18 protein-coding genes are annotated in these 20,043 nt (G+C 61.5%); 11 read left to right on the top strand and 7 right to left on the bottom strand.

The window, feature by feature from the left end:
* Positions 1-233: 233 nt before the first annotated feature.
* From AC07M1_RS00090 to AC07M1_RS00080, 3 genes are all read right to left on the bottom strand, one after another.
* The gene (locus tag AC07M1_RS00090) at positions 234-689 is read right to left on the bottom strand and encodes a hypothetical protein (RefSeq protein ID WP_495160539.1); all 456 of its coding nucleotides are present in this window, start codon (positions 687-689) and stop codon (positions 234-236) included.
* A 219-nt stretch (positions 690-908) separates the two neighbouring features.
* Positions 909-1,721, bottom strand: a complete 813-nt coding sequence (locus tag AC07M1_RS00085) for a hypothetical protein (RefSeq protein WP_495160538.1) — start codon at positions 1,719-1,721, stop codon at positions 909-911.
* A 270-nt stretch (positions 1,722-1,991) separates the two neighbouring features.
* A complete protein-coding gene (locus AC07M1_RS00080; protein ID WP_495160537.1) occupies positions 1,992-2,507 on the bottom strand; it encodes a PadR family transcriptional regulator in 516 nt (171 codons plus the stop codon).
* 85 nt (positions 2,508-2,592) lie between these two features.
* On the opposite strand from AC07M1_RS00080, the gene AC07M1_RS00075 reads away from it, so the two are divergent.
* The 4 genes from AC07M1_RS00075 to AC07M1_RS00060 all read left to right on the top strand — a co-directional run bounded on the left by AC07M1_RS00075 (position 2,593) and on the right by AC07M1_RS00060 (position 7,361).
* Positions 2,593-3,753, top strand: a complete 1,161-nt coding sequence (locus tag AC07M1_RS00075) for a retropepsin-like aspartic protease (protein WP_495160536.1) — start codon at positions 2,593-2,595, stop codon at positions 3,751-3,753.
* Positions 3,754-4,085: 332 nt separating this feature from the next.
* A complete protein-coding gene (locus AC07M1_RS00070) occupies positions 4,086-4,589 on the top strand; it encodes a hypothetical protein (protein ID WP_495160535.1) in 504 nt (167 codons plus the stop codon).
* Between the two features lie 269 nt (positions 4,590-4,858).
* Positions 4,859-5,914, top strand: a complete 1,056-nt coding sequence (locus AC07M1_RS00065; RefSeq protein ID WP_495160534.1) for a hypothetical protein — start codon at positions 4,859-4,861, stop codon at positions 5,912-5,914.
* Entirely contained in the window at positions 5,883-7,361 is a 1,479-nt protein-coding gene (locus AC07M1_RS00060) for a hypothetical protein (RefSeq protein WP_495160533.1), read from the top strand. The genes AC07M1_RS00065 and AC07M1_RS00060 overlap by 32 nt, the downstream gene beginning before the upstream one ends.
* Positions 7,362-7,411: 50 nt before the next feature.
* On the opposite strand, the gene AC07M1_RS00055 is transcribed toward AC07M1_RS00060, so the two are convergent.
* Positions 7,412-11,218: an SIR2 family protein gene (locus tag AC07M1_RS00055; protein ID WP_495160532.1), complete on the bottom strand. Its 3,807-nt coding sequence runs from the start codon at positions 11,216-11,218 to the stop codon at positions 7,412-7,414.
* Positions 11,219-11,687: 469 nt separating this feature from the next.
* On the opposite strand from AC07M1_RS00055, the gene AC07M1_RS00050 reads away from it, so the two are divergent.
* Positions 11,688-12,002: an EthD family reductase gene (locus AC07M1_RS00050; RefSeq protein WP_495160531.1), complete on the top strand. Its 315-nt coding sequence runs from the start codon at positions 11,688-11,690 to the stop codon at positions 12,000-12,002.
* A gap of 204 nt (positions 12,003-12,206) precedes the next feature.
* Here the strand turns inward: AC07M1_RS00050 and AC07M1_RS00045 are convergent, their stop codons facing one another.
* Complete coding sequence (locus tag AC07M1_RS00045; RefSeq protein WP_495160530.1) at positions 12,207-13,136, bottom strand: LysR family transcriptional regulator; 930 nt, start codon at positions 13,134-13,136, stop codon at positions 12,207-12,209.
* A 66-nt stretch (positions 13,137-13,202) separates the two neighbouring features.
* Here AC07M1_RS00045 and AC07M1_RS00040 point away from each other — a divergent pair, with 66 nt between their 5' ends.
* From AC07M1_RS00040 to AC07M1_RS00020, 5 genes are all read left to right on the top strand, one after another.
* The gene (locus AC07M1_RS00040; protein WP_495160529.1) at positions 13,203-14,600 is read left to right on the top strand and encodes an MFS transporter; all 1,398 of its coding nucleotides are present in this window, start codon (positions 13,203-13,205) and stop codon (positions 14,598-14,600) included.
* Positions 14,601-14,654: 54 nt separating this feature from the next.
* Positions 14,655-15,650 carry an alpha/beta hydrolase gene (locus tag AC07M1_RS00035; RefSeq protein WP_495160528.1) on the top strand — a complete coding sequence of 332 codons (996 nt, stop codon included), beginning with the start codon at positions 14,655-14,657 and terminating at the stop codon, positions 15,648-15,650.
* Positions 15,651-15,815: 165 nt separating this feature from the next.
* Positions 15,816-16,604 (top strand): DeoR/GlpR family DNA-binding transcription regulator, encoded by a 789-nt coding sequence (locus AC07M1_RS00030; protein WP_495160527.1) that lies wholly within the window; start codon positions 15,816-15,818, stop codon positions 16,602-16,604.
* A 15-nt stretch (positions 16,605-16,619) separates the two neighbouring features.
* Positions 16,620-17,786 carry an MFS transporter gene (locus AC07M1_RS00025; protein ID WP_495160526.1) on the top strand — a complete coding sequence of 389 codons (1,167 nt, stop codon included), beginning with the start codon at positions 16,620-16,622 and terminating at the stop codon, positions 17,784-17,786.
* A 9-nt stretch (positions 17,787-17,795) separates the two neighbouring features.
* Positions 17,796-18,467, top strand: coding sequence for an HAD-IA family hydrolase (locus AC07M1_RS00020; protein ID WP_495160525.1), 672 nt, complete (start codon positions 17,796-17,798; stop codon positions 18,465-18,467).
* Positions 18,468-18,497: 30 nt separating this feature from the next.
* On the opposite strand, the gene AC07M1_RS00015 is transcribed toward AC07M1_RS00020, so the two are convergent.
* Both AC07M1_RS00015 and AC07M1_RS00010 read right to left on the bottom strand, forming a co-directional pair.
* Entirely contained in the window at positions 18,498-18,698 is a 201-nt protein-coding gene (locus AC07M1_RS00015; protein WP_495160524.1) for a hypothetical protein, read from the bottom strand.
* Positions 18,699-18,825: 127 nt separating this feature from the next.
* Positions 18,826-19,179, bottom strand: coding sequence for a nuclear transport factor 2 family protein (locus tag AC07M1_RS00010; RefSeq protein WP_495162782.1), 354 nt, complete (start codon positions 19,177-19,179; stop codon positions 18,826-18,828).
* Positions 19,180-19,588: 409 nt separating this feature from the next.
* Between AC07M1_RS00010 and AC07M1_RS00005 the strand changes: the two genes are divergently transcribed.
* On the top strand, positions 19,589-20,043 hold a 455-nt coding region (locus tag AC07M1_RS00005), incomplete at its 3' end, for a hypothetical protein (RefSeq protein ID WP_495160523.1).

The following is a 20,043-nucleotide window of genomic DNA, read 5'->3' as shown; positions in this document are numbered from 1 at the left end:
CGCTGGTGTGCAACTATGTTCGTGTTCACGGCCCAACGCAAAAACCGCCAGTCCGCTACCGGCTGAGAGCCGCAAAACTGATTTTGGCGCGAGCTACGGGTCAGGAACGCGCCCTCATTCCGGAGGGTCGGCCGCTTCACCCGTGCTCTTAAAAGCCGCCATGCATTCTAGCGTCGTTTCTACGACTATTATTGGGTGGGAAGCCTCAAGGTGGTCTGCCACCCCCATCCTATTTATTCATCCCGCATGGTCGGTTGGCAGCTGCTAAGCTTGGCAAGGACCTTGTCCGCCCAATCTGCGAGCGGTGTTCCCATATTTGAACTCAACTCCACGACTCCAGCATCATCATTTCCGTACCGAGCATCGAAACGCACAACGTATATTCTGCCATCTCTGACGTCTCTCGTTCCTTCGTCAGGGAGTTGCGGCTGAGGCATTGGCACTGTCCTCAGGGAAGAAATGATGTCGCTCATGGCCGCACATGTAGCGCTGGTTATCCGTCGAACCTCGACGCCCCCCTCCTGGTTCTTAATAATCCGCACCGTGTGTTCGCCACGTTGGCGCGCTATTTTGTCGGGGATGATGAAATCCACCGTGGTAGTAGAGCGAACCAAGGTTTCGCTCGATAACAGCTGCGCCCAGGCATCGGACGGCAGGGTCGTGAGTTGGAGGATGGCCGCCATGAACATTCACGTACGATGCGCTCGTCAACTAATGTCCGCAATGGCGTCGTCAGCAGACGTTTGATCTCTAGCTCGCCGCGCTGGCGGCAATGCGCCCCAATTGCAGACATCGGACGGATCTATGAGCAATCCCGATAGCTGTCGTTGGTTAGACGATGGCATAGACGTCCGCGACGGGTGGTTTCTGGTCTGGCAGCTTCCGGCAACCGGAACTCAGAGAAGTCACTAGCGCGCCATCGAGTACCGGTGGGGATCGCATCCGAAGGAAAGCTCGATGCCGCCATATTGAAGTGGATTATTCAGGGAATGCGGGAAAGGCTCATAAGCCCAAGTCACCTGATTGTAGACCGGCCGAAGGAAGAGCGGGATTCCTTTGTGCAGGAACAGAAAGGCAGGATTATCGCTATGCGGCCCTACGTCGACCGGAGAGGGCCGGTGTTCGCTGATTATATAGTAGAAAGCCTGCCCATAGAGAGCGCGCTTCTCCGGAAGAGTCGGAAACAAGCGCTGGATGGGCTGGAAGCGAATTCGGGTGACCTCCCGATAGCGCGGATACTTGCTCCGCCAATCCATGAAGGGCATCGGAAGGCGTGTGCGCCAAATCGTAATTCTTCTGGCTCGTAGATGTGCATCGACGAGATTGCGCAGAGCACGCCGGTAGAGCTTGTGCGGTGGCGCATAGCTGGTGAGTTGCTGATCCATCCAAGCGACAAGGACGGAGCGGTAGGCGTTAGGCGGGGTGCGGATCCAATGCGGCTGGAGTCTCGCGGTGGCCAATTCAAACTGAGGGGCAGATTGCGGCCAAGGTGTCTTCATCAGCCGATGCATGACCGGCATCCACTGCCGGCACATTGGATCAAGGAACTGTTGATTCTGACTATCTTCGGGATAGCCCCCGGTCACCTGTCGCGCTTGGGCGACGGTAACAGAAACGAGCGCCAGTGATGCGCCGGTCAGCGCACTTGCGGCGACGCGGACAAGGGTGCTGCAAGTGCTAGGCCCCGGGGTGAGCGATTGGCCTAAGCAGCCCCAGTTCATTAGAAACGCCGCCCGTCTTGCATTGCACTGGCTTGTCACAATAGCCGTTAAGGGCTGCTTACAAACCAGCGCTGCCGGAAATGTCACACTCTGGGAAACCCCATCGTTGAGGTAACTGTCGTTGGGTCGCGAGCTGCATCCGAGTTTGCGCTCATTGTGTCGCCAATGCGCCCTCAGGCCAGCCGTTCAGTCCGCTCGCCAGCAATTCCGAAAGCCGCCGTTCCCTCGATCGGGCGAGTCTTTGTCCGCCGGTCGGCGCACACCATCTTGTCAGGTGCCGGATCCCAATTCCCTTTGCCAATCCCTGATCCAGCGAATGCGCGATTGCTGCAATGCAATCGCCAGTTCGACCTGAACAGCTTCAAGCGCGTCTTGCCGTTGTTTGTAGGCGGTCAAGGCTTGGATAGCTTCTTGGGCCATAGCGAACATGCGTTCTGCGTGCGCGACCTGCTCGACGCGATCCATCGTTTTCCATAATCCAGCACGGAGCCGGAACGGGTCCATGCCGATCGATAGTGCCGTTTCGGAATCCTGTGCCCAATCCATCAGCGCTGCCTGCCCAGCGCAGGTGAGCGCCAAAAGTCGTGTACCGCGACCATCCTGAGGAGCGGCCATTTCGATCAGGCCGCGTTCGGTCAGGCGGCGGATCGCCGGATAAACCGAGCCTGCGCTTCCCTGCCAGTCCGAAGATGGCGACTCCCGGAATGCCTGCCGAACCTTGAACGCGGTATGCCTGGCCCGAAAGCCGATTTCGGTCAGGATCGCACCTTCAAGTTCGGTCAGCATCCAGCTTCCTTATCCGCCGCGCTTGCCAGCAGGCAATCTAAGCCTGTAATAGTCCGAATAGGACTATTACAAAGAAGAGACATCGATGCACGCCCTTTCACGTAGAAGCTTCATCTCCACTGTGGCCGCGCTCGGCGTCGCGGGAAAGAGCCGCGCCGCGCTGACGAAGATCGACACGCCGCCTCTCCAGATTGCGCAGGAAGGCACCTTCCCGGTGTATCTATCGAACGAGCGCGTCGTGGTCATGATCCGCTCGGCTGGCCGGACCCCGCTGCCGGTCATTTTCGACACCGGCACCAGCGGCAATGCAATCGATGCGGCGGTCGCCCGCGCGCTTGAGTTGAAGGTTGTCCCAGGTCGCATCCACAGGGTCGTGGACGGCGCGACCGGCAAAAGCTTCGATACGTATGGCTGCATCATGCCGGACCTCAGCATCGGCGCGCTGAAGATCGGTGACCGGACAGTGTCGGCCTATCCCTACAACAAGCCCGATCAGGTCGGGATCTTCGGGCCGAAACTGTTTGCGGGACAGTTGGTGTTGGTCGACCTCGGCGCCTCGCGAGTGCGCGTCATCAACAAGGGCGGGGCGTTCAAGCCGTCTGGTCCGGCGATTCCCTATAATGGCCCTGCGGGCCAGGGAACGCCGGCTGTCGACATCGTCCTGCCGACTAAAAACGGCACGCCCTCGTCTATGCCAGTCAGGGCAGATCTCGATTCCGGCAACAACCACCGGCTCAATCTTCCCGCCTCCTTCATGGACTCGCTTTCCTTCATGCGCCCGCCGGTGGTCATCGGCCAGACGACGTCGGTTTCGGGAAGCCGCGACGTCATGGGTGCGCAGATCAGAGGGGATGTGAAGATCGGTCCGGTAACTCTGAACAATCCCGACGTGGTTTTTGACGGGCTGCGGCCCAATGTCGGTTTGCCGGTCCTCAAGCAGTTGCGGTTTTTGCTGGATCCACAAACCGAGCAGGGCTGGCTAGTCAGTCCGGTCGATCTGTCGGCCGCGCAGTTACGCGATTATATCGGGCACTATGGCGTTAGAAGCGTCGCCCTGACAGGCGACCGCCTGACCTACTTACGGGCGGGCGGGGTAGCGCAGGAACTGATCGCGCTGGGAGGCGACTTGTTCGACGTCGGCACTAGCGGCGTACAGGCCCAATTCTATCGAAAGAACGGCGTAGTCACAGGATTTATAATGATCACCGCGGATAGCGAGATGCTTTCCTATCCTAAGACCGGGTGAAAGCGGCGCCTGCCGTGCTCCGCACGCGTCATTCATGTAGTGTGTAAACGTCCACTATGGGATCGCTAGCTCTCGCTTCATCGGATCTGACCTTGCTGGCGGCTACGCGCCCTCATTGCGGTCGTTCGGGGGACTAAGAGACGTTCCCGAAACCTGCCACTCCCGAGAACCTAAGCGTGGTTTGCTACAAAGCCGAACGCGCGTTTGGCCACGCCAGTGTGCAGGGCACGCAGGCCGGGCCGGTTGCGGCTACCACTTGAAATATTCACCTTATGTTCCAATGTTCGCCTGCGCCAGTATAGTGACCGCCGAAAGCACGGGGAGGGATTTTGATGCGATATTGGAACACTGGAGATGGCCCGACTGACGCCAACCTGTCCTATCTGGAGAGCCTGGCCAAACCTTGGCGCGACATCACGGTGGACTATTTCATGGACAAAGTCCGTGGCGTGATCGGTGTCGAGAAGATGCTCCCCAAAGCGGTACGGCAGCACTTCAATCTCCCGTACCTGTTTATCCGCGATGATGCCTATCACTGGAGCAAAGAGCGTTTTGCCGAGAAGGTTGCCGAATTGTGTGGTGCGCTCGAAGCCGGCTTGGTCGCCGCACATGCCGACCCCACGCTGCGCCGCGGCGGAGGCGCTGATCTCAGTGACCGACCCGCGACCAGAGGAGAAGAGATTGCGGCTGCGCTCGAGGCATATCGTGACTATCCGGGAAGCACGGAACTGAGCGATTTGCGACTGGCGTGTTCGGGCACCAGGCTGAACTTTGAAATTGACCAGCTGATGAAATGGCGCGCGCAAACGACCTTCGGCCAACGGGCGTTCGATTGAGTATGAAATCGCCTGTGTACTGGGCGATATTGGAAGTGGCGCAGGTGATCATCATCATGAACCAGCGTCGTGGCGATTTGCGGAAACTCGTCGGCCCAGCGCTGCGCAGCGCTGATCGCGCGAAACTGCGGCCCCGAAAGAGACACTGTGGCCGTCGCCACCAATTCGACTGAACAAGCTTCTTATTTGTTCCATGTGAGATCGAGAGGGCAATTGCCTGTTTTCAACCTCCGCACTAATCGTGGGCACAGATAGGGTGGGAGGATGAGTTGGCTTTCATCAACGACGACGAGATCGCGGCACTTCGCATTGAAAATATGATATTGCATGTTGTCGGGGACGAAGAGTTTAATCCCGAGCCGATGCGGGTGGTTGAACATGCTGACTTCTTCGTCGAGCGCATTCGTAACACGGATGTAGCCTCAGTGTTCGAGTTCCATTCGGATTCGCAGACAAAGGCTCAGCTGGAGCGTATGGCACGCGATGATGACGGCTTCGAAGCTGGCGGTCAGGCACTTGCGCGCGAATTTTCTCGTTTTCACCCGGGAAGCAGCCGCGATGGCGCGTTCTTCATTTTCGAGTTGAGGACCGATAATCCCAACGTTCGCATCTATAGCCTGATCAAATATGATTATCAGCAGGTGATCGAGCAGCAACAGCGGGCCGATGGCGCCAATCTGTTGCGACTCATTGTTCAAGCCTTCGTGGCCGATAAGCGTGCGATCCAGAAGTCAGCTCTGGTGCGGGTCGTTGATGGCGTGGCGGAAACAGCGATCGCAGCGAAGGATCGCATGAAGCAAGCGCCGGAAATCGGGGATTATTTCGCAAATTATTTGCACGTGGTCCGCACGCGTGACGATGAGCAGCTGAACCGGAAAGCGATCGAAGCGGTGAGCAATGCATTGAAAGAGCTCAGGGATATCCTGCCCGATTGCGATGTCCCGCTGGCCTTCCGTGAGGCAAAGGCGGCCTTGAACAATCGCCAACGTATCACCCCGGCTGCGCTGGAGGAGGCGGTGCTCGCGGCGGCGGGCAATCCCGAGGATGAGCGGATCATCGCAAGGATCCAGAATTGCGTTCGGCGCAAGGTCAAGTCGGCTAAGCTCGAAGGTCTTGAGTTTGCTCCGAACCGCAGCCTCCTTCGTAGTCCAGCGATCCGACGGGTGCGAACCACGGAAGGGGTTCTTCTCTTCTATCCGGATCGCGTAGGCGGCGCGAATGTCGATCGCGTTCGAACGGCGGAAGGTGGCGAGGTGATCACGATCACAACGCGGCATGTTGAGGAGGATGGCATTGTCCGTCGAGAGCCTCGCAGCGCGGCTTGACGCACTTGATGCCGGTGGCGCCTTTGTTTCCGAAGGTGAAGCCATTGTCAGCATTTCCAATCTCGAGGTCGCAGTTGCGCGCGAGGTCGCGGCGCTTGCCGTAGCTTTGGGTTGGGGTGCGGTCGCCTTTGATGGGGCGGGAACCGAATGGGCGCTTGAAGATCTTGATGAGCCATTTGCGCCGTTCAGGGTCGATCTCGAAAAACCACGTGGGCCAGCAGGGGTGCTGCGGTTGCTGACCAATGTCGGTTTCGCCTCCTGGTTGGAGCGCGATGCGCTCAGTGCGCACTGGCAGGTAGCTCAGCTTACGACTGAGATTGTCGGGGTTGGCACCTGTTTTACGCCTTGGGGCGATGAGATTACGGAACTTGCGCCTGATGTCGCCTTGCGCGGCCCACGAACGCTCGTTCGGGAATTTTCTGGCCAGCGGGCTGTGCCGGCCAGCCTGGCGCGCTGGCTCCTGCGTGACGTCGATACCCTGTCGCTCGATGATCCGGCAGCCTGGGTCTGGGCAGAGCGAGCATCGCGCATGCTACTTCTGTCACTGCCGGACGAGTACGATGCGGATCGCGGATCACTTCGGTTCAAAGGGCCGCCGCGGCTTGAATTGCGTTATCCTGCAGTATGTGCGCCCGTCGCGACGGTACTTGGGCTCCCGGGGACTAAGGATCTGCAGGCCGCATTGGCCTGGGTATTTGAGGTCGAGCGTGAGACCGAGATGCGCCATATCCTGCTAGCGACCGAACTTGCCCGATGTGGCGGGACGGGTGAGGAAGCGGCGGAGTTTTTGCGCGATCATCTCGGTGCGGCGCTGGAAGGCGCGAAGACCGCCTACCAAGTGCAACTCGCCGGTATGAGTAGTGATGCCCTCAAGACGCTGGCAGAGCTGCGCAAGAGCGTCACGGATGAAACCGCGAAAGTATCCGATGCGACACGCCAGATCATCACGGCGGTAGCGAGCGCGCTGGCAGTGGGCGCCGGGCTGATCGCCGCCCGAATGACCACGAATGCAAGCCCGTTACTGATCATACTCGTGATGGTGATGGCTGGTGCCTATGTTGCGATTACCATTCTTTCGGGGGTGATGTTTACCCTGCTCCAGCGGAAAGTGCGTAAGGAGTGGCAGCCCAGACTCTATAGGTTTCTCTCGCAGCCGGACTATGAGGCAATGGTTGCCCGCCCTACGCGTACAGCGGAGAAGGCGCTTTGGTGGTCCTCTATTCTGGGTGCACTTGCCGTCATTGTGATGGCCTTCGCGATCTTCCTGATCCCTCCCGTATTGAGCGAACACAAAGATGAGGTGTCGCTCCAGGAGAATGGGTCGGCACCGCCATTGGTCGAAGCTCACCCGCCGCTGGAGAATAGGACGATACCGGCCAGCGGCACTCTGGCGAATGATACGGTGCCGGGGCTATCCGTGGGAAACTCCACGCGCGATCCCAAATAGGCAGCGCGGCCCCGTGGTCGTGGCGGCTAAGTGCGATCGACATTGTCGTGCTAGATGGCTGCAACACGTCGCTGTAATTCGACGAGGCGGGGATCGCCTTTCAGCGCGTCGATGCTCGCGAGCCGTTCGACGAGTTGTTGAACGCCGTACGGCCAATCCGCTGCACGCACTGGTAGGATTGCCGACATGACGGCCAGATACTCTTCTGGATGCGCGGTGACGGTCTGGTCTTGCGAGTGCATCCACCACAATCCCAGCGGAGCTGCGTTGGAAACAACTGTCAGGAGCGGAAGGATAGCCTCGGTGAGGACCGGGACGTGCTCTCCCCCGGTTAGAGCGATCTCCGCTAGAGCCGACATGGCGCCGCCAGACCTGACGAAGCTCTGCCGCGGCCACACCTCTTCAAGAAACGCCAGCTTGTCAGCCAGCGGGGCCCGCACAGGAGGGCCTGCCGTAGCATCCTCGTGCCAACGCTGTAGCTGATTGAGCGCCATTACCCGATCGGTATCGCTTGCCGTCATCAACGCGGCTCGCAAATCTTCGCTCGCAAGGAGTCGCTGGCCGGCGTCATCGTACTGGCGCCAAGCTGACAGTAGAATGCCGACGATCCGTCGGTAGCCGTGTGGCGGCGCGCTGTCTTGGGCCAAGAGGCTCAGGAGCAGCGGTCTCAGTCGAGCAAACAGCTGGTAATTGATGGTGCCATAACCGAGGAAGCCGGCGCGAGCCGCTCGCGTTACGCTGTCCTCGGGCTCTCCCTCAAGCTTCGACAACACGTGCTCTTCAGTCCAGTCTGGAGCCCTGTAATAGAGGTAGGCCAGCCGCATAGTAAGTACGGGCATAACGAATGTCGGTTGATCGTCGGGGAGATTGAGCAGTCGTTCGGCGCGCTCTAGCCATCCGAGCTGTGTTGTCGGCGAACTGCTCGTCCATTCGAGCTCTTCGAACAGAAGTTCGGTAAGTCTACCGGCAACCGAATTGATGGCGCTGGTCACCCAGTCGGGCTCACCATCCGAAATGATGCCCGATCCGGCCGCGCCGGGGTGTGCCGCGACGGCAGCCACGAGCCGATCCCAGAGTTTTCGATAAGCAGCTGGGTAGTTCTGCCACAGTACGCCGCCGCGCTGCTTCAGCCAGAACCCGGCGGATTGGAGGTTCGGAACGAGAAGCGACTCCGGCATGCCCGCCAGACGAAGAGCGATAAGAAGTCGGACATGCGGTGTGTCGTTCGCACGCGCATCGTCCCACAAGATGTCTGACCAAGCGTTCGCCGCCGCTTCGCCTCGCCGTTCGGCGAACTTGAGGGCCGACAATGTCCGTACCGGCCGAGCCTCCATGAGCCCCTTGATCGGTTTCCTCTCGATCAACGGGCCTGCTCGCGTCGTGCCGGCTGCAATGGCGGGCAGAACTTCAGACGGCGGCAGCGTCAAGAGGCTTGTGGCGTCGGTATCGATTTGCACCCAACCAGACCGGTACCGCTCGCGCGCGAGTTCCGCCTCTGCGTCCTCAGGCGTCCAATCTGTGAGTGTTCCACGCAGCCGGGCAATCTCGGCCGAGATGTCGATGCCGGTCGCCATCGCCAAGCCCTCGCGTTGCAGCCAGTATAGCCGGTTGAGAGTGCCAGCTGTTCGATAGCGCCGGAAATCGCTACGATTTACGCCCGTCCAAGCGGGGCGCCCCTTCAGGAACCGTTTTGTGATCGCAGCGCGGTCGCGATCTGTGATTTCGTTCCAACGCGCCTTGAGTGCCGCAAGTAGATCTCGTTCGAGGTCAGAATCCCAAAAGTGCTCCGCATCGAGCTGGCGAAAAAATGCGCCCGCCTCCTTTGCGGTCGTCAGGGTTGGTTGCCCCGTTACCCAAGTACGTACTTGTGAGAAGATCGGACTCGACGGCGGAGGGAGCATTTTTGCTTCGGAGGAAGCTGCCTGCGGATCGTGGTCGATCAAATCGCGCAGCGCGTCGACGAGGAGATGCGCGAAATCGGAAGCGTGGTTGATACCGAAGGCATCCTCATCCTCACCATTGGCGCGTTCGAACGGGCGGAGCATGAAATACGGAACGTCGCGAAGTCGCGTTTCCAGCGCGACAGCTAGCGCCAAATTGTTCCGCAAACCCTCGACATACGGCCGGAGCCATTTACCCGTTACCTCGATCTCTGGGAAAGTCGGGTAGTGGACTTCCCACTGGATGACGTCGTGTGCGGGCACAGTCGGATCGACGGGCACGTCAATCCATGAACGACGTACGATCATTCGTGGAGCGGTCGCTTCGAATAGGCGCTGCAAATACCATTCGGACCAGCCTCCGGACGACTTTGCCGAAGACACGACGCCATAGGCGGCGAGGTCATCCCTCCCGTAGCGCAAGTTATTTCTTTGCTTCGAGTCAAAAAGGTCGCGCCAAGATTGGCGCAACGCCGCTTCGGCGTTTGGGGTTTCAAATTCCCTCAGGATCGCCTCGCTTAGGGCTGGGTGGACATGATATTGCCCTGCCGCCCACCACAAGGAGAAAGGCTGGTCAGCAACCTTGCCGAGCCAAGCCGACAAAATGAACTGCCTTGAAGAGAGCTGGTGCGGTTCGTGAGCACTGCTCCCGCGCAAGCTCGATCGCGGAATAGAATTATTGGGATACGTATCGGTGGGCAGCGGTTCGAGCGCTGACCACGCGCCCTCGGGTAACGCGCGGTCGCTTCTTGGGTTTTGCGGGTTGCTTGGGGCTGGACGGAGATCGCTGTCGAGGCCGAATTGAGTGAATGGGTCGATCGCTGTTCCATTTTGATCGACCAGTCGTTCCCGCGGCGTGGCGTACCGTATCGCCGGGTCGAAGACACCTAGCCACTGCGCTGGCGGCGTCGGCGTCGCAGCGACAAACGCCCGAGCACCTGCCTGCGATGATACCAGATGTGCAACTTGCCCGCGTTCGAAAGGCTTCAGCGAACCCGGCGTCTGAGACGCAAGCGCAGCGACCGCACTGTGCCAGGTTTCAGGGTCACGAGCGCGCTCCGCCCAGCGTGTGATCGTCGACCAAAGTTGGTCAAAGCGGTCAAACGGAATGGCGGTGACACCCTTCTGCATCCACAATGCAGAGGCGGTTTTCGCAGCGCCGCTTTGGAAGGCGTATAATCGATCGCCGGCGTAATTTGGACGCAAAGCCTCAAGCAGGTATTTGAGCGGTGGATCGTCTGCCGAATAACCGATGAATACGATACGAAACCGTTCGATCAGCGATTGCATGAAGCGCGTAGCCCAGCCGTCTGAAAGATAGGCACGGCCGAAGTCCGCGGATGAGAGAACAAATTCCTCGCTGTCGATATCGTCGTACGCCTCGTTGACCTTGCCGTGCAGGTGCACGATCCCGCGAAAACCTGTGCCTTTCGACGGATTGGGAAACAGAGGAGGGACGAGACATTCGAGCGGCGTTGATGCGGCGGCCTCGAACAGCAAGTCGAAATTGGTTGTCACTAACCGGGTGATACCGTCTGGACCGCGAGAAAGGTCGAGAAGCGACCGATGCGCATCGAGAATGGCGGTTTCAGGTGGTTTGACTGCCTTGGCGACTGCGCGTCGTACATCGTGCACGGGGAAGTCGCGTTCGAGCAGGCCGAAAATCTGGTCGGTTGCAATGACGCTTCCGACGCCGTCGATCGCCGGTAGGTTCTGGGCCATCCCCAGAACTTGGCACGCCGTGCTTTCGCTCGGCGCGCCCAGTTCGGCGATCACGCGCTCGGCGAGTTGTGGAAAGGTCGGTCCCTCTGCTTGGTGCAGCGAGACGCCGGATCCGCAAAAAAATATAACCTGGCCGTCGTCCCGCGCATCTAGCAGATCGCCGGGGATATCTGGGCCATCAATAGCGAACCGCATTCCTCCTTTTTCAACCGTCCACAGCCTTTCGTAAAGGCGGTCGTTGGCTTCTGTCGGCTAGTCAGTTCGCCGCGTCGAACGGCAGGCAAGTACCCACTTCCATCGATCAGCCGGCTGAGGCGGCTAGTCTGGAGATAGCCCGTCTCGAGCCGTCCCCCGTCAGGATTCGTGACGTCCGCTTTTCGCAGTCATCCATCTGAGAGCAGACTGGCGGTTACCGGCCCAAAAGCGGACAACCTGCTCAAGAATAGATGAATGGCGGCGATTGGGCCGATTACCGACGGACCGTTTCCAAGTCCGGACCTGAGAAAGCGGACATGACGACTTCGATCGTACGGACGGCCTGGACTGGGCCGTAAACGGTCGTCCCACTTCGCCAGTCACAAGCGGTAACCGTCCGCTTGCGGCAGCTACTTGCCATTCGTACAGCCTTGGCCGGGCGGAGAGACGCCCACACAGGAACCCGACCATGATCAAGATGAGCGTCTATTATCCCGCCGATGGCGGCTCGAAGTTCGACCATGACTATTACCGCGCCACACACATGCCATTGCTCCAGGAACGGCTCGGCGAGGCCTGCTTGCGCTACGAGATCGATAAGGGCCTTGCGGGTCGCGAGCCGGGAAGCACGCCGACATTCGTCGCGGCGTGCCATGTCTACTCGCCGGACCTGCAGACTTTCAGGGAGGCACTTGCTCCCCATTTTGCGGAGATCGTTGCAGACGTCCCAAACTATACGGACATCACGCCGATCGTGCAGATCAACGAAATTGTTGAGGTGTAGATCCTCGGCGTGGTCGGCCATTCAGGCTGGTCGACATTAGCTAGTCCAGCCAATCGAGCCACCATATCCAGCCCAATGCGACCTGTATGAAGGGTATCGGGGAAGACAGCTCATCATTCGGTAACTACCGCCCGGCGACGTCCTGATCGACGGCAGCTATGAAAGCTGTCTGCGAACAACCCGGGCGACAGGAACCGAATAGTGCTACAATAGCCTGTCCGCCTCTCTGCTGAGCGTATCGATCAGCAGGCGGACTCCAGGAAGCATGCCGCGGTTGGCGGCATGGACCAGCGAAATGTCCAGGCCCGGCCCAGCCCAGCCGGGCAGCACCTGGACCGCAGTCCCTTCAGCGACCATCCGGCGCCCGACGAAGGTCGGCAAGCGCCCGATGCCCAACCCGGCCCCGATCGCATCCGCGATGGCCCGCGCGCTGTTGGCCGACATGCGCGGCTTGAACTCGATCTTCACCGGCTTCGGTGACTCGCCATGGAGCATCCAGATCTGAGTTTCGCCCGGCGCGATCTGTTCGCCGATCAGCGGGTAGCCGGCGAGTTCGGACGGACTGGACGGCATGCCATGGGACGCGATCAGGGATGGCGCGGCAAAGATCGACGCCTCGGTGCTGCCGATCCTGCGACGGATCAGCGAGGAATCCTTGAGCGCTCCGATGCGAACGGCGAGATCATAGCCCTCGGCGACAAGGTCGATATAGCGATCGGACACATCGATCTCGCAGCGCAGCCTTGGATTGACGGTGGCGAAGCGCGCTACGACCGCGCCCAGCCCCGCCTCGACCAGCACCGACGGCAGGGTCAGCCTCAGCCGCCCCGAAGGCTCGGCCACCGCATGCGCAGCCTCGTCGGCCGCGCGCTGCAGCGCATCGACGATCATCCGCCCGTGAATGAGGAAGCGCTCGCCGGGTTCGGTCAGCGCTGATCGTCGCGTCGTTCGCGCGATCAGCCTGATGCCGAGAGACTCCTCCAACTCAGCCACGCGCTTGCTGACGGTTGCCAACGGAATGCCCATTGCCCGCGCGGCCGCCGTGAAACTGCCGGTCTCGGCGACACGGGTAAAGATGACGACGGCTTCAACCGGCGGCAGGCGTTCGGAGACCGGGGCGGTTCGATTATCCACGTATAGAGATACTCATTCCAGATCGAGAATATTATCGGCCATTTTCAGATAATCTATCTCTTCCGCATGAACCAGATGCTTTCCAATCCGCCTGCGGCCGAGCTGCCTCCGCAATCCCCAAAACTGATGCTCGCAATCATTTGCGCGGCACAGTTCCTGGTCGTCATCGACGCCGTCGTACTGATGGTCGCCGGCCCGGCACTGGCGCAGGCATTCGGAGCCGGCGAGCGCGACCTGCAATGGGTCTTCAATGCCTATGCGCTTACCTTCGGTGGATTGTTGCTTCTGGCGGGCAGAGCCGGCGATCGCATCGGCCATCGCCGCGCATTCGCAGCCGGCGCGATCGTTTTCGCGCTCTCTTCGCTTGCCGGCGGGCTCAGTCAGTCGATGGCGATGCTGATTGCGGCGAGAGCGCTGCAGGGCATCGGATCGGCGATGCTTGCCGCCAACGCGCTGGCCTTACTCACCCTGCATTTTCCAGCCGGCCCTGCGCGGATCCGCGCGCTCGGCCTGTTCGCGTCGTCGGCGACGATCGGTATCGCCTCCGGCACGTTGCTAGGCGGTCTGCTGACCAGCTATTTCGGGTGGTCGTCAGCCCTGCTCATCAACGTCCCTCTTGGTCTTGCCATGGCGTGGGCAACGATCAGGGCAAGAGGGCGTGCGGAAACCGCGACAGTGGCCGGCCAGCAGATGGATTGGGCCGGCGCGACGGCCGCGACTCTCGGTTTTGGCGCGCTGACCCTGGGGATCGCCGAGCTGGCCGCTCCGACGCGCGACACAGTCGTGCTGCTGGCCGTAGCAGCCGGTCTATTGGGCGCTTTCATCGCAATCGAACGCCGCAGCAAGGCGCCTCTGCTCGACCTCAACCTGTTCAGGCTCCGGCCGATCGCTATCGGGAATGCACTGATCTTCGTCCATTCCGCCGGACCGTTGGTAATGCTGTTCTTCGGCTCGCTCTATTTCCAGCAGGTGCGCAATCTGGAGCCGCTCGAAACCGGGCTGCTGTTCCTGCCGATGGCGCTTGCATCGATCGCCGCCGCGCGTCTTGCCCCCCTCGTCATGGTCCGCCTGACGCCACGTCTGGTGGCCTTGCTCGGCTTTGGCCTGATGGGCGCCGCGTCGCTCATCCTGTCTCGCCTCCCTGCTGCACCCGAACCGTTTTTCGCCGCATCTGCCCTCGCGCTCGCACTTGGCGGGTTCGGCGCAGCCCTCTCCTTCGTGTCCCTGACCGAAACCGCCACCGCATCGGCCAAGGCCAGCGAAGCAGGCATGATCTCGGGTCTGGTCAACACGTCGCTACAGGTCGGCGGCGCATCCATCCTCGCCCTGATCCTGGCAGCGGCCACTACCGGTACGCCTGCGCCGCTCGACGTCCATGCCGGCGCCTTCAGCACCGCTGCTGCGCTGCTGTTCGCAGGCGCGCTCGCCGGCTTCCTCCTGCTCCCCCGCAAGTCCGGACAATAGCCCTCTCACCTCAAGGAAATCAGCATGCACCTCAATCGCAGGGAATTCGCCGCCATGTCCGTATCCGCCCTCATGCTTCCCGGCAGCGCCGCGGCTGAACCCGTCACGGCCGATCCGATCAGTCTGGTCGATCCCGAACTCCGCCCTATCCTCGAACAGATTCCGCCGCTCGATCTCGGCATGGACAATCTTCACGCCGTGCGCCGTGCGCAGTTTCCGCCCGCGCTGCCCGCTCCCGCAGTCCAGCCCGTGGATCGGTACATTCACGGAGGGGAAGGCAATCCGGCACTGCGACTGGTCGTTCTCGACCCGGCGCCAACCCGTTCGAACAAGCCGGCGATCCTGCACATACATGGCGGCGGCCTGGTGGTCGGCAAACCCGAGGTCGCAATCGTCGAACTGCAGCAGCTATCGGCAGAGCTGGGCACGCTCGTGGTGTCGGTCGACTATCGCCTCGCGCCCGAGCACCCCTTCCCGGCCGGGCTGGACGATGCCTATGCCGCGCTCGAATGGCTGCATGGCGCGGCCGGAGAACTCGGCATCGATCCTCGCCGCATCGCCGTGATGGGCGAAAGCGCCGGTGCCGGACTGGCCGCCGCCGTCTCGCTCAGGGCACGCGATCGCGGCGAGCTGCCGATCCGCTTTCAGCTGCTGCGCTACCCGATGCTCGACGATCGTACCGTGCTGAGCACGCCACCGTCACATGTCGGCCGCTTCATCTGGAACGCAAGGTCGAACGCATTCGGCTGGCACTCGGTGCTGGGGCGCATGCCGGTCATGAACAGCGCTCCGGCGGAGGCGGTGCCCGCCCGGGTATCCCATCTGGGCGGGCTTCCGCCCACTTGGATCGGAGTTGGCACACTCGACCTGTTCGCACAGGAATCCGTGCAGTTTGCAACGCGATTGAGGGCTGAGGGCGTACCGGTCGAGATGTCGGTGGTGCCGGGCGCCTATCACGGCTTCGACGCCATGGTCCCCCAGGCGCGGGTATCGGCCGGCTTCATCACGAGCTGGAAATCGGCGCTGCGTCGGGCGCTAACCGTCGACTAGGGCATGGCGCAATCTTCCTGTTTATGCACGATCCTCCTCGCCGGCTCGTTCGGACCGAGTGCAGGCTCTCTCCCGTACGAAGTGTACAGAACGCGGAGTCCTGTCGCGTGTTTATACACGATTCATTCTTGATTTCGCACGAATTCATGTGCTAGGCGCCCATGCGTGACCAACGATATTCCCCATGCGCGCCGAGACGTGATCGCGGCCCGTCTCGCCAAGGGCCAGGCCGTCAACGCGGGCGCACTCGCCAGCGAGTTCGACATCTCCGAAGACGCGATCCGGCGCGATCTGCGCGCGCTCGCGGCTGCGGGCCTGTGCCGGCGCGTCTATGGCGGAGCCCTGCCACTCAGCCCCGGCACCACGCCTGTATCGCACCGTTTCGGAGCCGATGTAGACCGCAAGCGTACGCTGGCCCGGGCCGCGATGCCGATGGTCGAACCGGGCAGCTTCGTCTTCCTGGACAATGGCAGCACCGGCCTGATCGTCGCAGAAGAGCTTCCCAGGGACGCCGACCTGATCGTCGCGACTAGCTCTATCGAAATCGCGGCGGCGCTGGTCGCTCGCGGAGACATTCATATTCACATGTTGGGCGGTGCGATCGACCCCGTGATCGGCGGCTCGATCGATGGCACCGCGCTTGAAGCGATCGCCCGATTGAACATCGACTTGTGTTTTCTCGGGGCATGTACCGTGTCGGCCGAGGGTGGTGTCAGCGCGCTTGACGGTGCGGACGCCACGTTCAAGCGCGCGCTGGCCGCCCGAAGCCGAAGCACCCTAGTCCTCGCGGCGAACGAGAAAATCGGTGAGCACGCACCGCACCGGATCGTCGACCTGAACGCGATCGATCCCATCATCATCGAACATGATGCGCCGGATGCCGCTGCCGACACGCTGCGCTCGGCCGGCGCCAACATCCTGCGGGCCGCGCCGAGCGCCGACCGGCAACTCTGACGGATTGGACGTTCGGTGACGCAACAAGAAGCCAGCTCGCGGCTGGCAACTCGCATCGCATTTTTCGTAGCCGGTTTCGGCCTTGCCTGCTGGGCGCCGCTCGTGCCGCTCGCAAAGGCGCGGCTGGGGATCGACGAGGGATCGCTGGGGCTCCTCCTCCTGTGTCTCGGCGCCGGTTCGGTTCTGACGATGCAACTCACCGGCGCGTTCATCTCGAAGCTTGGCGCGCGTCCGATCATCGTCATCGGCGGTATCGGACAGGCGGTTCTGTTGCCCTTCCTGGCCCTGGCACCAACCGTTCCGGCGATGGCGATCGCACTGTTTCTCTTCGGCGGGTTTCTCGGCCTGATCGATGTCAGCATGAACGTCCATGCGGTCGAGGTGGAGAAGCGCGGCGCGAAACCGCTCATGTCCGGTTTCCACGGACTGTTCAGTGTCGGCGGCTTTGTCGGCGCGTTGCTGCTGACCGCCGCTCTTTCCGCGCAGGTTTCGCCGGTAACGGGTACGATCGCGGCGGCGGCGCTGATGATCGGGGCGACCCTGTTCGCGGCGCCCCGGCTGATCGATACCCCACAGGCCGAAGAAGCACCGCTGCTGGTCGTGCCGCGCGGTATCGTTGTCCTGCTTGCCCTGCTCGCGGCAATCACCTTTCTTACCGAAGGAGCGATGCTCGATTGGGGCGCGCTTCTCCTAACCGGCAACGGCCTGTTGCCGACCGCTCAGGCGGGGATCGGCTACAGCGCTTTCGCCATAGCGATGACGATCGGGCGGTTGACCGGCGATGCCGTAGTCGCACGGCTCGGTGACAGGCGCACCATGTTCTGGGGCGGACTGCTTGCCATGGCCGGCTATGTCGTCCTGCTCACGGCTCCCTTCGCCTCCATGGCCTTGCTCGGCTTCCTGCTGATCGGCCTGGGCGCCTCCAACACCGTCCCGGTGCTGTTTCGACAGGCGGGGGCACAGACCGTGATGCCCGCGGGCCTCGCCATCGCCGCCGTCACGACGGTTGGCTATGCTGGCGTGTTGGCGGGCCCGGCGGGGGTTGGCTTCGCGGCACAGGCGATCGGTCTGCCCGGCGCCTTCTGGGTGCTGACCGTCATGCTGGCGCTCATTCCCATATGCGCCACAGCCGCGACGCCGCGCGACCATGCCGGCACGGCCAATTCCTCCCCTACCAGCTGAGTTTCAACGATGGTCGATCGCATCACCTTGTCCGCGAAGGCACTGTTGTTCGATATGGACGGCACGCTAGTGGATTCCACTGCCGTATCCGAGCGCATCTGGCGCGCATGGTCGGCCGAACAGGGACTCGATCCCGAGGCCGTCCTGGCATTTTCGCAAGGCCGGCGGACGCTGGATACCACGCGACGCTTCGCGGCGACCGAGGAAATTGCCCGCGCCGCGGCTGTGCGGATCGAGGCGCTGGAGATCGCGGCGGACGACGGCACCATCGCCATCGAGGGGGCTAAGATCCTGCTCGACCGTCTGCCGGCCGATCGCTGGGCGGTGGTCACCTCGGCCGGCCCCAATCTCGCTTCCCGTCGTCTGGCCGCAGCCGGCCTCCCGATCCCGGAGACCCTGATCACGGCGGGCGAGGTGGCGAACGGGAAGCCGGATCCCGAAGGATATCTGTTGGCTGCGAAGCGGCTTGGCGTCGAGCCGGAAGGTTGCATTGTCTTCGAGGATACGTTCGCAGGCCATGAAGCGGCACGACGCGCAGGGATGCGATCGATCAATCGAAATGCCGTCCCCCATGGACACGACAGCCCCTTGCTGGCGCTCCTCAGCTATACCGCTGTCGATTTGGTCGTTGGCGACGTCTCGCTAGATCTGACGCTATCGGAGGAACGGCAATCCCACTGAGCCGTGCTTGTTGAATGACCGTTGTTGAAACTATCCCTTCGGCGTGACCCAGACCGATACCGGCACTACCACCTTACCCGGCGCGGGCTTGCCCATATCCACGCGGTCCGCTTTGACCAACTCACCGGTCTCCAGGTTGAAGGATGCCCAAGGTTTGGGCATCCGCCCGAACGACATCTTTTGGATCGGCTGACCGGTGGTCGAGTTCATGATGGTGGCAATGATCGGCATGCCGACGCGCTATCCAGCCTCTCGGGTATCTGTCCAGTGTACCAGCCCTGATTGCTGTGGACGATCAGCTCGAAGCGTCAGTCCTGTCTCCATGGCGGATACTAGCGCATCGCTGCGCGCCAATATCTCACGCCAGCGTGAGATACAGTTCAGCCTCGATCAGCCAGTCTGCGCCGATCAGCCGCCATTTGGCGGTATAAATCCCGCTCGCCAGCAAATCGCCCTTCGCCGCAGTGCCTTGCCATGCCCCCTGCTCGAAGGCGACCGGTCCGACCGGCGACAAGGTGACCGCCTCCGGGCTGCGCAAATAGATCGTCCGGTCGGACGCCGCGAATTCGCGTTTCCAGGCGAGCAACTGCGCGTTGCGGCCGGAAAGCACTGCGCTGTCGGTGCCGGTCACAAGCACGACGTCGCTCGTGAGCAACAGGCCGATCGCCGCCAAGTCGGCATCCCCGAAATGCGGTCGCGTAGCCGTCTTTATGGCGAATGCCGGAACCTGGGCCGTAAGCCGACTTGCACCTTTCGGCGAAGCAATCACATCAGCAGTCGTTCCGTCAGCCGATGCGCAGCTGGCTCTTAATCGGCTGCTGATGGGCCGTGTCCTGCCTGTCTGGTTCTGGTTCGAGCGGTCGGGTTAGCGGACCCTCCCTATAGGCGCAGCGGAGCTATATGGCTTTGAGCACAATCAGCCGGGACACTTGCTAGGCCCGACATTTGGCCTCGCCATCAAGGCGACTGGATCATCGTCCCCGTCGCGCTGAGTGTCTGGCTCAGCCAGCGCGCGGCGCTGGCGATGCATCGTAAAATATTTCCCTAAACTCCTGCCGGATTCCTCCGATCTCCCTTTGACCGGCCCATTTTGCGTCCGGCGAGGTTGGGGGGAGTTTCCGATGGTTGCCATTTTCACCGGGGCCGGGACGGGTTTCGAGCGGGGATCGGGGAACGTCATCGGCGGTGGCGGGCTGCTGGGCTCGGCGGCGCAGGGGCGCGGCGGCGACAACGTCTTCCTCAATGCAGCGAACGGCAATTTGCTGATCAGCCGGCAGGACGAGTTCCTGTCGGGGCGCGGACCGGATGTCGGGATTACCCGCACCTACAACAGCCTGGGCAATTTCAGCGACGACAATGGCGACAACTGGCGCCAGAGCATGGACCGGCGCGTGTTCGGTTTCACCGGAACGGTCAATGCGGCCGGCAGCACGGTCAAGCGGCGCGGCGGCGATGGTTCCGAAACTCTCTATAGCTGGAATGGCTCGGCCTATGTCGCAACCGACGGCGCGGGCAGCTACGATACGCTGAGCTATAATGGCGCCAGCAACCTCTGGACCTGGACCGACGGCGACAG

The sequence above is a fragment of the Sphingomonas sp. GW821-FHT10C01 genome, from assembly GCF_059415525.1.
The sequence above is the reverse complement of the archived record's forward strand: the minus strand, read 5'-3'. Positions and strand labels throughout refer to the sequence as shown.